This window comes from Leptolyngbya sp. FACHB-671, assembly GCF_014695745.1.
In the GTDB taxonomy this organism is placed as follows: Bacteria; Cyanobacteriota; Cyanobacteriia; order Elainellales; family Elainellaceae; genus JAAUTN01.
In genome coordinates this window covers 46,125-59,248 of sequence record NZ_JACJOV010000118.1, presented here as the reverse complement: position 1 = coordinate 59,248, position 13,124 = coordinate 46,125, and the positions used below count along the sequence as shown (strand labels likewise).

Here is a 13,124-nt window from a genome sequence, read left to right as displayed (position 1 = left end):
ACTACAGCGGCAAGCACAAACGGCACACGCTGAAAGCCCAAGTCGTGATTGACCTGGAGCGGGGGCAGTTTCTCGCCGTTGCCACGGGCAAAGGACGTACCCACGACTTGCGCACTGAAATTTCGGGGGCTAAACTTTCTGCTCAGTGTAGTTTGCCGGATATGGTTAGCCATGAGGCAGCTTGAGCAACTGCAGTAGGCATAGGTTGAAGTCGCTGAAGACACTCCAGCAACAACATTCAGGCTAGAACGCTGGCTGGCAACACGTCGAAGAACAGGGTTTCTAAACGTGGCGTTGTAGTTAATCTGATAGCCAATGTGATGAGTGGATTGATTAGCGATCGCAAATGACTCGATCAAATACAATCGCTTCACTCCAGTCAGATTCTGTTAACCCAGTGCCTCTTAAATCTGCTCCGTTCAAATAAGTTCCAGCAAAATTTACTCCTGCTAGCTTCGCACCGATGAGTTGTGCTTTGGTCAGGTCAGCATTCGATAGGTTTACTTCACCCAAGTCTGCGGCATTCAAGTTCGCGCCTCTTAACTTTGCCTCACTCAGATTAGCTCCCCATAGGTTCGCGCCACTTAGGTCAGCTTCCGTCAAGATTGCTTGGCTCAGATCTGTTCCTGATAAAATTGCCCAACTCAGGTTGGCACTCGTTAGGTTGGCACCCCTGAGGTCACTTCCCAAAATCGCTCGATACAGGTTAGCTCCCTTGAAATTGACTCGCTTCAATTTAGTGCTGTGAAGGTTCAGCCCACTCAAGTTTGCGCCCCACAGGTTTGCGCCGGTCAAGTCAGCATTTGTTAAATCAGCGTCAATCAGGATGACCTGATTCAAGATGGCATCCTGCAAATTAGCACCTGTCAAATTCGCGCCGCTCAAACTGGAGCCTCGAAGGTTTGCGCCTGCCAGGTCTGCCTCAGATAAGTCTGCTCCAGACAAGTCTACGCCGCTTAAGCTAATCCCCCTTAACACCGCTCGATGGAGGTCAATTTTGGCAAAATTGCGCTCTTTCATCTCGTAGCGCGCTAACAGTTCTTTAACGTCCATCGGGTTAAATCTCTTCTTTAAATTGTTAGTGCCAGAGAGTGGGTGCGGTTGGGAATCGCTTTATTTCTCAAAATCAGTTTGGAAAAAATCAGATGATCTTCAGCAAGGTTGGCATTAATGCGGCAAAATGATCCTACGATTTGCCAAATTCGGGAAGACTTTATGACCATTCATCCCTCTCTTCAGAGTTCCCTCAGTCGAGGCAATGCCCTCAAAGTCATTAGTGGTTTAACCAATTTCAACTCCGACCGAGTTGCAGCGATTGTCAAGGCAGCAGATTGCGGTAGTGCAACGTTCGTTGACTTGGCCGCTGACCCAGATCTGGTACGGCTGGCAAAACAGCTTACTGGACTACCGATTTGCGTTTCAGCAGTCGAGCCAGAGCAATTTGTGACTGCTGTAGAAGCGGGAGCCGATTTGATTGAAATCGGGAATTTTGATGCGTTTTATGCTCAGGGGCGGCGATTTGAAGCAGCAGAAGTGCTGGAACTCACTCATCGGACGCGATCGCTCCTCCCTCACATCACCCTCTCAGTCACCGTGCCCCATATCCTGGAGCTAGACCAGCAGGTACAGCTTGCCGAGGAATTGGTTAACGCCGGAGCCGACATTATTCAAACAGAAGGTGGCACCAGCAGCAGCCCCAACCACTCTGGCACACTGGGATTGATCGAAAAAGCAGCGCCTACTTTAGCGGCGGCTTATGAAATCTCCCGTGCGGTTTCTGTGCCCGTGCTGTGCGCTTCTGGTTTGTCAAACGTGACAGTGCCAATGGCGATCGCCGCTGGTGCATCGGGTGTAGGCGTAGGCTCTGCAATTAATCAACTGAACAGCGAAGTGGCAATGATTGCTGCTGTTCGCAGCTTGGTTGAAGCGCTAGCAACGGTGCAGCGGAGCCGAGTAACGGTTTAACAGAGTAACGGTTTAATTCAGTAGTGAAAAAGTGCCCAGCGCAATGCTGGGCACTTTTACTTTGCTCATTATTTCCTTGTTGCCAACCTAGAGCTTGCAAACTAGATACGCTTCTAATACGGAATTCGTTTCGTAAAGAAGCATATTGGGTGTACGACGAAGCATTCGGCAAAAGAATTGTGCTTCAGTTGCAAGGATTGTGACCGAATGGTTCACCCCTACCGATACCGCTACTCTACGGACGGATTTGGTATAAAGCAGCAGTTTGTAGGAGAGTTAACGATCAGACAAAACTACAGAGGCAACTTGTGTAGAGTTAACGATTGCTTGAGATTCGCTCACGGTATTTCGCATAATGACAGCCGCAATTCCACTTGAAATTAACAGTCCCAAAAATATTCCTAAAGCCATCGGATAAGCCTGTTGCATAGTTAATCTCGCAGATGCTAGTAAAACTTCTTGGTTACAAATTTAACTAGCGATCGCCAGGGCAACTAGCGAACGATCACGGAGACTTAGCCCGGTGGTTATCCGCAGTCAAGTACAAATACTTAAAGCTACTAAGCTTGATCCTGTACACAGCGAAACCCTGCCAGGATTTGGCGTACACCAGGGTGATACCAGTTCCGAAAGGTGGAGCGGAGTGCCCAGGGACGGGTTGCCCAACTGCCGCCCCGCAAAACTTTGTGCTGTCCGTCAAAGTAAATCTGCGAGTAGCCTGAATACAGGAAAGGCTTAAAACCGGAATAACCTGTAAACCAATCCGCTGTCCATTCCCACACGTTGCCCAGCATATCTTCACAGCCGTAAGCGCTTCGTCCCGCAGGATAGGCATCGACGGGTGTGGTGTGTCCGATCCAGTGATCGTGGTTGCAGTGTCGGGAGGTTGGTAAAGCTTCACCCCAGGCATAGGTACATCGCTGTTCTAGCTCTGGATTCCAACTGGCAGCCTTTTCCCATTCGGCTTCTGTGGGCAATCGCTTGCCGACAGAGTTGGCGTAGGCTTCTGCTTCATACCAACTTACGCCACACACGGGATGGTCTTCCCACTCCGGATTGTCTGACCAGTAAAGCGGCTTGCTGACTGGATGCTGCTGCAACCATTGCCAACCTGCTTCTGACCACCATTTTGATTCTTCATAGCCGCCTGCCTGGATGAACTGGCGATATTGTCCGCAGGTGACAGGATACCGATCGATCCAGTAGTCATCCAGGTAAACGGGATGCACCATGCGTTCGTTGTCCAGGGCATTGAGGGAGTTGCTGCCTTGCTCGAAGTGTCCGGCAGGGATGAGGATGGGGGGGTAAGAGTTGGGAGTTGGGGGTTGGGAGTCGAGGGCTGAGGGTTGGGGGCGATCGCCAATTCCTGATACTTTTGCTTGCTGAAGTTGAAGTACCAAGGTAATGGTCTCGTTGTGCTGGCTTTCGTGCTGGAGGAGCCAGCGCCAGAGGCGTTCTTGCTGATCGACGGGAGCAGTTTTAAGGTAAGTCAGGACTTGGACCCGAATGGCATCCAGGTAAGTGCAAAGCTCGGGCAGAGTGGGCAGGTTAGCTCGCTCTGCTTTGGGTAAGCCGTCTGCGGCAAATAGCCGATGGTACTGCGGAAACTGAGGCGGCTGTCCGGCGCACTTTTCTAGAATCCAGAAAGCTTCGGTATAGGCGATGTGTCCCAAATGCCACCCAATCGGGCTGAAGTCGGGGTGCGCCTGACGGGAAAGACTACTGTAGTCTACGCCTTCAAAAAGTCCCAATGTTGCTTCTCGACACGCCTGAAGCTGCTGCCGAAGCTGTGCTCGGCGATCGCCCAGATCTCCTCTTGTAGAGACGCGATTGCTTGAATCTTGACCCAGAAATCGGGTAGACACCTGCTTGCTCCTGCTTTCGTTTAGGAAATTGGAAACGCGATCAGACGCATTCCCATCAAACTTTGATTCAGAACTGTTGGATTTGAACATCAAGATCTTCTCCCACACTGAGAATGCTGCGTTCTGGGCAAGCAACCCAATTACCAGCAAATAACGGCTCGGAAGCAATCACAACTGCCTCAGGGAAGAAGGCATCGTCCCTGAGCCAGTAGAGGGAAGGGGCGGGCGATCGGTTAGAAAACCGAGAAGCGACCAGACGGTGCCCATCCGCCAGAATCAAATTAGCGCCTGCTGAAACCTGATAAAGCTGGGCCAGGTCAAAGACGGTTACCAGCGTGTTGTGTAGTGCTGCTTCCAGGCTAATTCCGGGGGAATTGTGCCATTCGTTGAGCAGCAGGGCAAACAAATGCTCGGAGTCCGTCATTCCTTGGATCGACTCATACAGCGCATCACTCAGGCGATCGCGCATGGGTCGATATAGCGTTTGTCGAAAGTTTTCAATGTAGCCATTATGAATCGCCAAGATGAGATCTTGCTGAAAAGGCTGACAATTACTCAGGTCAACTGCCAGTCCTGGCGTTGCACTGCGGACGCTCGCTAAAACACAGCCTGATTCTACATAGCGGCTCAATGGAGGCAAGTTTACGTCATTCCAGATTGGCAGCACACTGCGATAGCGGAAAGGTGGCACCTGCTGATTGGTGTGATACCAGCCCACGCCAAAGCCATCTGCATTGAGCAGTCCTGCCGTCATCTCACGCGGCTGATAGCTCTGTACGATTAAAGAATGTTCTGGTTTGTAGAGCAGTCGATCTAGAGGAATAGGCAGTCCCAAATATCCGAGTAGACGGCACATGTTTTGATTACGACAGTTCAGTTAGGATTGTAGCCCCCTGTCTGTAAAATCCTTTCGGAGAGAAGGGAGTAACCCTCACTCTGGTTGCCCTATGGAATCGGGCACTCAAAGGACAAAATACAGCACTTTAAGTTAAGTCCTTGCCCTGAAGGAACCCGAACACCAGGAGCAAGGGAATAGAGGACTGCTTTGCCCTCTCGCTGCGATTTGACGAGCTCGTGTTGCCGCAAAATCTTCAGGTGGTGAGAGAGCAAACTCTGTTCTAGAGCCAGTTCTGCATTTAACTCCCAAACGTGTTTCGGTCCATCGAGCAGAATCTTGAGAATAGCGAAGCGATTTGGATCAGCAAGAATTTTGAGCTGCTGGGCGCAGAACGAGGGTGAGTATTGCTTGTCCGGCGTAGGGCTGGCTTCAACAGCTTTATTATTAAAATCGCTATTCATATGAAAAATAATTCATGCCACGAGGAAACGGTTTATCATTGAGCCTGTTGCTCGAATTCACCGTCCGATGTTCACTAGACCTCTTGATTTGAAGGTTTTGAAGCAACAATTAGAGGCGCATCTAAACCGATCGCACGGTCACTTAGAGTTAGAGTTTCTGGCTCACGGAGAAGCCAATGTCATTTTTAGATTAAACCAGACTGATTTAGTTCGGGTGGCCGTTAATACACCAAATCAGCGGTTTGAAGGAGATGTGAGGCGCGTTACCCAGTTTGAGCGTGTCATCTTGGATTATCTCCAGCAAACTGACATTGGGCATCAGCTACAGACAGCCAAACTAGACTCAACTAACGACTTTCCCTACACATTTTTAATTACAAATTATCTAGAAGGCGGTTCACTCGATTACAGCCGCACTCATTTACAAAAATGTGCCGAAACTCTGGCGCGGCTTCACCGTTTACCGACGATCGCAGGCTATGAGGTCGATCGCCTTTTGCCAACGGTGCCAGTGGTCGAGCAGCCCTTAACGCTGTTTTACCACGAAGCAAAAAGCTATGCTCAGCCTTACTTGGACTCACCGAATGCAGAACCAGAGATTGTCGAAATGCTGCACGCAGTGTTAGATAAGGCGCGATCGCGATTGTCAGCAGAGCAACTGTTAGAAGCCTATCCCCATCGCTGCTTAGTCCACAGTGACCACACCTACGAGAACTGGCTCATTAACGATCGCCAAGCTTATTTAATCGATTGGGAATGGGCTGAAATTGGTTCACCTGCCGGAGATTTGGGGCATTTTCTTTCCCCTGTAACTGTTCGGCGACGACAAGACTATCGCTTACCGGCTGAGGATCGCGCCTTCTTTTTGCAGTGTTATTACAATGCGTTGGGAGAGCCGTTAGCGACTCGAATTGAGCGTCATTTTGCTGCATTTGGAGTTTACCCAGCGGTGCGATCGCTCTGTTGGACGGCTGGATATTGGATCACCGCTAACCGCTGGTACGCAGATGCAGAAGATAGCCCCAATACGACTGAGCGAATGGTGCGATGGCAGCGAAGCCGTCAGCAATTTTCAGAACTGTGGCAGGAGGTTATGTCCTGGTTAGATGAGGAAATTTAGAAGCTAATCTAACTCTCAGGGAGAATCCAGCCAACTTTTATATGAATTACTTTTCATATCATCCTGTGCTGTATTGGCGAGTGTTCCGTGTCCCCTAATTCATCCAGAACTCAGTCATGACTCTTAAGCTCCAATCTCCTCGACATCAGACCTCTCCGAATCTGGCACAGCCTTTTCCCTGGCAGGCTTATCTGCTGATGCTTCCGGCAGTGGGAATCGTTGGATTGCTGTTTGGTGGTGGGTTGGTGTTGGCATTGCTTCAAAGTATTGGGGCGATCGGGCTGTTGGGAAGTCAGATTTCGTTAACGGCATATCAAGCAGCGTTGACGAATCCAGAATTTTTGCGATCGCTGACACTTAGCCTTTACATCGCAGTAGTTGCCACAGGACTATCAACCGTTTTGAGTGTTGGCTTAGCCCTGCTCCTAAGAACCGCCGGACGCTGGGCTAGTTTTGCTTGTCAAATCACGCTACCCATTCCACATTTAGTCGGAATTGCGGGCGTTTTGCTGTTGCTATCACCGAGTGGATTTATCTCGCGATCGCTCTATGCATTGGGCTGGATTCAGTCTGACCAGGACTTTCCACTGTTAGTCAACGATGTCGCCAATATTGGTGTGTTATTACATTTCCTTTGGAAAGAGATTCCTTTTATCACATTAATCTTGCTGGCAGTCCTGCGAAGTATCAATCCTGCCTACGAAATGCAGGCACAGATACTTGGTGCAACTCCCTGGCAGCGTTTTTGGAACGTGACCCTGCCGATGATGAGAACCGGAATTTTGTCATCCAGTTTGATTGTGTTTGGCTATATTTTTGCTTCGTTTGAAGTTCCTTTTTTGCTAGGGTCAACTCGCCCACGTACATTGCCAGTATTGGTTTATCGCGCCTTTACGGATAGTGATATTACTCGCCGTGCGGAAGCGATCGCCTTGGGAATTATCCTATCGATTCTCTCACTGTTGATCATTGTGGCGTACTCGTGGCTGGTGTCGCGCGGTCGTCAGAACCGTCAGCCTATAAAAGGAGCGTAGGGAATCAGGATGTTGCGAAAGGGACTCATTGTTCTCGTTATTGTGGTGTTGTTTCTACCGTTTTTGCCGTTGGTGATCTGGTCCTTTGCACAAGGATGGTTTTTCCCGCAACTCATTCCTGACCAGTGGACACTTCAGCACTGGTCGCAGCTTGTATCACCCGCTTCTAGAGTGATCGAAGGGCTATTACAGAGTTTGGCGATCGCTTTGGTCACCACAATTCTCTCACTGTTGGTTGGGCTTCCCGCAGGACGGGCGATCGGAGTGATGGAGTTTCCAGGAAAGGAGGCTCTAAAGTTATTTCTGTTAACCCCTATCATTGTTTCACCATTAGCAACCCTCATGGGTATTCAGTTTGTGCTGATTCGGCTAGGGCTAAACGGTACGCTTCTGGGTGTGATTTTGGTACATCTGATGCCGACCATTCCATACATGACGCTGGTGTTAACCAGTGTGTTTGCCAACTTTGACACCAGATATGAAACGCAGGCGCGATCGCTCGGTGCTTCTCCAGTTCAGGTGCTTTCACAAGTCACTTTGCCGCTGATTGCTCCTGGTATTGTGGTGGGTGCATTATTTGCCTTTCTGATTTCCTGGAATGAGTTTCTCCTGACGTTCTTTGTGGGTGCAGGACGGGTATTTACTTTGCCAATGGTGCTGTTTACCTTACTGCAAGGAGGAAACAATGGGCTGGTTGCGGCGGTGGCAATTACATCCGTTGTACCGGGATTGTTGTTTTTACTGTTGGCAAGCAAGGCATTGGAAAATGATACGGCGTTAGGAGGGTTGGGAAATGTATAAGCCCGTCCCTCATTCCCAATCTCTTATGCCTCATCTTCACCTCCAAGATCTCACCAAACATTTTCCAGGAGTCACTGCCGTCCAAAGTCTGTGGCTTGAGGTGCAGGCAGGTGAGATTTTGGCGCTATTGGGTCCATCGGGTTGCGGTAAGTCCACAACGCTTCAGATGATCGCGGGGGTAGTACAACCTGACTGCGGCACGATTACCCTGGATGGTCAAATTCTCAACCGAGTCCCACCTGAGCGACGAGATATTGCACTGGTGCTACAGCGTGGGTTGCTGTTCCCACACTTAACAGTGGGTGAGAATGTCGCGTTTGGGCTGAAGATGCGCGGAGTTGGTCAGGCTGAGCGAGAAGAAAAGGCGATCGCCATGCTGCTTCAGGTTCAGCTAGAAGGGTTTGCTCAACGTAAGCCATCAGAGCTTTCAGGTGGGCAGGCACAGCGGGTAGCATTGGCGCGATCGCTGATTATTCACCCCAAACTGCTGCTGTTAGATGAGCCTCTGTCTGCTCTAGATGCCAATTTGCGAGAAGAAATGCAGGACTTAATCTTGCGATTGCAGGCTCAAACGGGAGTGACGATGTTAATTGTGACTCATGACCAGGCAGAGGCAGTGGTGATGTCTCAACGAATTGCCCTGATGTTTGATGGATGTTTGCGCCAGGTTGACACACCCGAACAAATCTATCAACAGCCCTGTGATGAAACTGTTGCTCGATTTATGGGAGGGGTCAACTTCTTTGCTGCTGAAGCTCACGGTCGGCAATGGACGTTATCCAATAATTTAACGTTGCTGAATGAGTATGACCACTACGGTTCAATTCAAGTCACCATTCGTCCTGAGCAAATCCAGGTGTTTACAGAGGGGCGATCGCAAGCAAACACCCTACCTGCCACCGTAATTGCCAACCGATTTACTGGAACGCAACGACGCTTGACCCTGGCGATCGCCCCGGAGCTAACCCTACAAGCTTGGGTTACGCCTACTCAAGATTTTCAAATTGGACAATCCGTTTGGGCCTATCTCCCACCTACAGCCCTTTGGTACTTCCCACACAGCACCGTGCCCCATCCCGTCCAAGTTTCCTAACTTCCGTTCAACTATCACTCAAAACTCATCTTCTGCAAACCACTTCAACTCTAAAAAACTAATCCATGAACCTAACCCCCAATCCCCACTTCCCCCTAAACCGTCGGCGTTTCCTCTGGCTATCTACCGGTGCTTGCTTAGCCACATTGACAAGCAACTGTACCCAACAAAATTCTTCCTCTGAAACAGCTAGCTTTGATCCCACAGCCGCCTCTTGGGATGAGATCGTAGCGGCGGCTGAAGGGACAACCGTAAATTGGGCCATGTGGGGCGGCAGCGATAAAACGAATGCTTACGCTGATCAGTGGGTTGCCGATCGCCTTCAAAGCCAGTACAACGTCACGCTTAATCGAGTTCCCCTTAACGACACGGTAGAAGCGGTCAATAAGGTGTTGGGAGAAGTGCAGGCAGGGCAGACCTCAGGCGGCAGCATTGATCTGATTTGGATCAATGGTGAGAACTTTCGCACGATGAAGCAGGGGGATCTGTTGTTTGGTCCCTTTCGTGACAAGCTGCCCAGCAACCAGTACTACGATGCGGATGATCCGGCGGTGAACTCTGACTTTGGCTTGCCCATCGAAGGATATTCTGCGCCCTACACGGGCAGTTATTACGTCATGGCGACGGACAGCGCGAGAGTTCAGCAGTTTCCCACAACCTTTGAAGAACTGCTGGAATGGGCGAAGGCAAACCCCGGACGTTTTGCCTACGTTGCACCTCCTCAATTTGACGGTAGCCGTTTTCTCCTGACCGCACTGTATGGCGTGACGGGAGGCTATGAGCAATATGCTGGAGCCGAATTTGATGAGGCCTTGTGGAACGAAAAGTCGCCTCAAGTGTTTGAATATTTGCAGGAACTGGAACCTTACCTCTGGCGGAGCGGTGAAACTTATCCACCTACGCAAAACCGTCTGCAAGAACTCTTTGCCAATGGCGAGATTTGGATGATGCCTGTATTTATCTCCGAGGTGGCAGAAGGAATCGCGAGTGGACGGCTTCCCGACACGACGCGAGCCTTTACAATGCCGGGAATTTCATTGAATGATCCCTCTTTCACCGCCATTCCTATTAATGCTGCTAACCCCGCAGGCGCAATGGTTTTGGCAGATATTCTCTCTAGCCCGGAGGGACAACTGGAAAAATTTAAGCCGGACGTTTGGGGTGACCCACCCTTGCTGAGTCCTCAAAAGGTTCCAGCCGAACTACAGTCCGAATTTACTAAGGTAGAGGGGGAATATGGCATTCCTTTGGATGAACTGACTTCCACTACTGTTCCTGTCGTTAATGCTGAATACACTACGCGACTGGAACAAACCTGGGAAGAGCAAATTGCTTTGTAGAAATGCTTTGTAGAGTAGGGAAGTATGGTTTTTAAAGAGCGACAACCCCGCGATAAAGGTGTGATCACCGACGATCGCCTGATGGAACTTCACCTCTATCCGGGTAACCAGTGCAATCGGGATTGTTCATTCTGTACGGTGTTTGGTAGCCCCAAAGGTTGGTACAGCGAATACACCGTCGAACATCTAGATGCGGTCTTGCAGACGGTGATGCTGAATGAGCAAGGCACAATCAAATTCTATGGGGGTGAGCCGACGCTTGATTCTGAGAATGTTATCTGGGCGATCGCCTATCTACGGCAGCAGGGCTACCGGGGGGCGATCGTAATTTATTCCAACGGCATTCAGGCGGAACGGTTGCTGCACATTCTAGAATCTGACCCACTAGGTCAGACGACTGCTTCCTTGAACTATTCCATCGCGACGGGGGATGGTGCGCCTCAAATGCCGAAGAAGTCGCTGGAGCAATTGGAAGGATATGAGACGGAACATGCAGGGGCGATCGCTATAGGTCATCCGGATGTGGTTGACTCAGGGCGAGGCGTAGACCCTTTTACTGGAGAAGCAACCCGTCCTAAAGCCAATTCTCGTTGCCCCCATTGCTATCCGGTTTTGACGACAGAAGGAAAGTTTCACGCTTGCCCCTTTGCTATCGAAAATCGATCGCCCCATTTTCAGCTTGGAGACATTCACAGCGATCCGTCTGAGATTGCCCAAAACTTTCGAGAATTCTTTCACTGGCTAGACACGGTACACGAACCCTATGCGATCGCCCATAACTTGCCCGCCTGTACGGTTTGCTGGAAACATTTAGATCAGCTTCCAGTTCCTCAAGGGTTTGCAGAAGCGCGATCGTAGCAGGATGGCTAAGGCTCCAGTTTCTAAAATGGATCGGATCTATGCCTGAATTCTGAAAAGTCTTTATGCTGGGATTTGGTAGTGTTTGTCACTGATTCCATGATTTCAATGAGTCGGTCAGTCTCTTTATCAGATTTTTGTCGAAGCAATCGTGCCGCTCGGAGCCGAGTCATCTTGTGGAATCGAGCTATCTTTGCGGTGCTAGCAGCGATTTTGCTGTTTTTAGGAACGCCTCAAGCCGCTTTAGCCCAAACCGCTGCTCAGGCTGAGCCAGAAACCGCTGATCTCAGCACCTACATTGATGACGTAATTGATCGCGTTACCGAGTTTACGCTCGACAATGGCATGAAATTTATCGTGCTAGAGCGGCATGTGGCTCCAGTAGTTTCTTTCATGACCTATGTAGATGTAGGTGCTGCCTATGAGGAAGATGGCAAAACGGGAGCAGCCCACTATCTAGAACATCTTGCATTCAAGGGCACCAAGCAGATTGGCACGACTAACTACGAAGCCGAAGCCCCTGTGTTAGAGCGGCTAGATGAACTGTTTGAGCAACTTCAGGCGGCGCGAGAGGCTGGAGATGAGGCGGCGATCGCCCGGATTCAGTCCGAGTTTGAAGCCGCTAAAGCCGAAGCCGCAAGCTATGTTCAACAAAACCTAATGGGGCAAATCGTCGAGCAGGCGGGTGGAGTTGGCTTAAACGCAACCACCTCTGCTGATGCTACTCGTTACTTTTACAGCTTTCCCGCAAACAAGCTAGAACTGTGGATGTCTCTGGAGTCAGAGCGGTTTTTAGACCCCGTCTTTCGTGAGTTTTACGAAGAGAAGGACGTGATTTTAGAAGAGCGGCGGATGCGAACCGACAACTCGCCCATCGGTCGAATGATTGAGGCATTCCTGGAAACTGCTTTTCCTGGACATCCCTACGGTCGTCCGATCATTGGTTACGAGGAAGATATTCGCAACCTCACCCGCGAAGATATTCAAAAATTCTTTGAAACTCATTACACGCCTAATCAAATCGTCGCTGCTGTAGTTGGGGATGTTGATCCTGACGAGGTGCGGCAAATGGCAGAAACTTACTTTGGGCGCTACCAGACCAGAGACAGTTCACCTGAAGTCACTGCCGTTGCACCAGCTCAAACTGAAGTGCGAGAAGTGACCCTGGAACTTCCCGCAGAACCCTGGTATCTGGAAGGCTATCAGCGTCCTGCAATTAGTGATCCCGATAACGTGACGTACCAAATCATTGATGCGATTCTCACGTCTGGACGCACTGCCCGACTTTATAAGTCCCTGGTCGAAGAACAGCAGCTTGCCCTGAGTGTTCAAAGTGCGAATGGCTTTCCGGGCGATCGCTATCCCACGCTGATGATGATCTATGCCCTGACTGCTCCTGGACATACCGTCGATGAAGTCGCCGCTGCGATGGATGCCGAGCTAGAACGCCTCAAGGCTGAACCTGTATCCGCAGAAGAACTGGATCGCGTTAAAACTCAGGCGCGAGCAGGACTTTTGCGAGTGCTGGCTTCCAACCAGGGTATGGCTAGCTTGCTGCCAGAGTATCAGGCAAAAACAGGCGACTGGCGCAATTTGTTTAACGAACTAGAGGCGATTGCTGCCGTCACTGCCGAAGACGTACAGCGTGTGGCTCAGGAAACCTTCCAGCCTCAAAACCTCACCATCGGCAAACTCCTCACCCAATCTGAACCCTAGAATTTTTCAGGTAATTTTGTGTACTGAACTCAC

At 50.2% G+C, this 13,124-nt stretch carries 13 protein-coding genes and 1 pseudogene; 9 read left to right on the top strand and 5 right to left on the bottom strand.

Annotation, left to right across the window (positions count from 1 at the left end; all coding sequences use genetic code 11):
* Window positions 1–185, top strand: a pseudogene (locus H6F93_RS15945) (hypothetical protein); the annotation flags it as partial.
* Between the two features lie 148 nt (window positions 186–333).
* Here H6F93_RS15945 and H6F93_RS15940 read toward each other — a convergent pair.
* The gene (locus H6F93_RS15940; RefSeq protein WP_190682530.1) at window positions 334–1,053 is read right to left on the bottom strand and encodes a pentapeptide repeat-containing protein; all 720 of its coding nucleotides are present in this window, start codon (window positions 1,051–1,053) and stop codon (window positions 334–336) included.
* Window positions 1,054–1,170: 117 nt separating this feature from the next.
* On the opposite strand from H6F93_RS15940, the gene H6F93_RS15935 reads away from it, so the two are divergent.
* Entirely contained in the window at window positions 1,171–1,965 is a 795-nt protein-coding gene (locus H6F93_RS15935; RefSeq protein ID WP_524537956.1) for a DUF561 domain-containing protein, read from the top strand.
* Between the two features lie 276 nt (window positions 1,966–2,241).
* On the opposite strand, the gene H6F93_RS15930 is transcribed toward H6F93_RS15935, so the two are convergent.
* The 4 genes from H6F93_RS15930 to H6F93_RS15915 form a co-directional block, all read right to left on the bottom strand.
* Window positions 2,242–2,394 carry a hypothetical protein gene (locus H6F93_RS15930; RefSeq protein WP_190641207.1) on the bottom strand — a complete coding sequence of 51 codons (153 nt, stop codon included), beginning with the start codon at window positions 2,392–2,394 and terminating at the stop codon, window positions 2,242–2,244.
* A gap of 131 nt (window positions 2,395–2,525) precedes the next feature.
* Entirely contained in the window at window positions 2,526–3,830 is a 1,305-nt protein-coding gene (locus tag H6F93_RS15925; RefSeq protein ID WP_524537955.1) for an SUMF1/EgtB/PvdO family nonheme iron enzyme, read from the bottom strand.
* Window positions 3,831–3,897: 67 nt separating this feature from the next.
* Window positions 3,898–4,686, bottom strand: coding sequence for an ergothioneine biosynthesis protein EgtC (gene egtC, locus H6F93_RS15920; RefSeq protein ID WP_190682524.1), 789 nt, complete (start codon window positions 4,684–4,686; stop codon window positions 3,898–3,900).
* An 89-nt stretch (window positions 4,687–4,775) separates the two neighbouring features.
* Window positions 4,776–5,129, bottom strand: a complete 354-nt coding sequence (locus H6F93_RS15915) for an ArsR/SmtB family transcription factor (protein WP_190682521.1) — start codon at window positions 5,127–5,129, stop codon at window positions 4,776–4,778.
* 67 nt (window positions 5,130–5,196) lie between these two features.
* On the opposite strand from H6F93_RS15915, the gene H6F93_RS15910 reads away from it, so the two are divergent.
* The 7 genes from H6F93_RS15910 (at window position 5,197) to H6F93_RS15880 (ending at window position 13,091) form a co-directional block, all read left to right on the top strand.
* Complete coding sequence (locus H6F93_RS15910) at window positions 5,197–6,249, top strand: phosphotransferase family protein (RefSeq protein ID WP_206755733.1); 1,053 nt, start codon at window positions 5,197–5,199, stop codon at window positions 6,247–6,249.
* A gap of 116 nt (window positions 6,250–6,365) precedes the next feature.
* Entirely contained in the window at window positions 6,366–7,283 is a 918-nt protein-coding gene (locus H6F93_RS15905) for an ABC transporter permease (protein WP_190682516.1), read from the top strand.
* Window positions 7,284–7,292: 9 nt separating this feature from the next.
* Entirely contained in the window at window positions 7,293–8,084 is a 792-nt protein-coding gene (locus H6F93_RS15900) for an ABC transporter permease (protein ID WP_190682514.1), read from the top strand.
* Entirely contained in the window at window positions 8,077–9,177 is a 1,101-nt protein-coding gene (locus H6F93_RS15895; RefSeq protein ID WP_190682510.1) for an ABC transporter ATP-binding protein, read from the top strand. Before H6F93_RS15900 ends, H6F93_RS15895 begins: the two co-directional genes overlap by 8 nt.
* Before the next feature lie 65 nt (window positions 9,178–9,242).
* Window positions 9,243–10,517, top strand: a complete 1,275-nt coding sequence (locus tag H6F93_RS15890; protein ID WP_190682506.1) for an ABC transporter substrate-binding protein — start codon at window positions 9,243–9,245, stop codon at window positions 10,515–10,517.
* Window positions 10,518–10,541: 24 nt separating this feature from the next.
* Window positions 10,542–11,375: a radical SAM family protein gene (locus H6F93_RS15885; RefSeq protein ID WP_190682502.1), complete on the top strand. Its 834-nt coding sequence runs from the start codon at window positions 10,542–10,544 to the stop codon at window positions 11,373–11,375.
* Window positions 11,376–11,483: 108 nt separating this feature from the next.
* A complete protein-coding gene (locus H6F93_RS15880; RefSeq protein ID WP_190682498.1) occupies window positions 11,484–13,091 on the top strand; it encodes a M16 family metallopeptidase in 1,608 nt (535 codons plus the stop codon).
* Window positions 13,092–13,124 lie beyond the last annotated feature (33 nt).

Excerpts from the sequence above, each read along its gene's own strand:
- H6F93_RS15915 (WP_190682521.1), bottom strand. The coding sequence starts at position 5,129 with ATGAATAGCGATTTTAATAATAAAGCTGTTGAAGCCAGCCCTACGCCG.
- H6F93_RS15930 (WP_190641207.1), bottom strand. The coding sequence starts at position 2,394 with ATGCAACAGGCTTATCCGATGGCTTTAGGAATATTTTTGGGACTGTTA.
- H6F93_RS15935 (WP_524537956.1), top strand. The coding sequence starts at position 1,171 with ATGCGGCAAAATGATCCTACGATTTGCCAAATTCGGGAAGACTTTATG.
- H6F93_RS15900 (WP_190682514.1), top strand. The coding sequence starts at position 7,293 with ATGTTGCGAAAGGGACTCATTGTTCTCGTTATTGTGGTGTTGTTTCTA.
- egtC (WP_190682524.1), bottom strand. The coding sequence starts at position 4,686 with ATGTGCCGTCTACTCGGATATTTGGGACTGCCTATTCCTCTAGATCGA.
- H6F93_RS15890 (WP_190682506.1), top strand. The coding sequence starts at position 9,243 with ATGAACCTAACCCCCAATCCCCACTTCCCCCTAAACCGTCGGCGTTTC.
- H6F93_RS15895 (WP_190682510.1), top strand. The coding sequence starts at position 8,077 with ATGTATAAGCCCGTCCCTCATTCCCAATCTCTTATGCCTCATCTTCAC.
- H6F93_RS15905 (WP_190682516.1), top strand. The coding sequence starts at position 6,366 with ATGACTCTTAAGCTCCAATCTCCTCGACATCAGACCTCTCCGAATCTG.
- H6F93_RS15885 (WP_190682502.1), top strand. The coding sequence starts at position 10,542 with ATGGTTTTTAAAGAGCGACAACCCCGCGATAAAGGTGTGATCACCGAC.
- H6F93_RS15940 (WP_190682530.1), bottom strand. The coding sequence starts at position 1,053 with ATGGACGTTAAAGAACTGTTAGCGCGCTACGAGATGAAAGAGCGCAAT.
- H6F93_RS15880 (WP_190682498.1), top strand. The coding sequence starts at position 11,484 with ATGAGTCGGTCAGTCTCTTTATCAGATTTTTGTCGAAGCAATCGTGCC.
- H6F93_RS15910 (WP_206755733.1), top strand. The coding sequence starts at position 5,197 with ATGTTCACTAGACCTCTTGATTTGAAGGTTTTGAAGCAACAATTAGAG.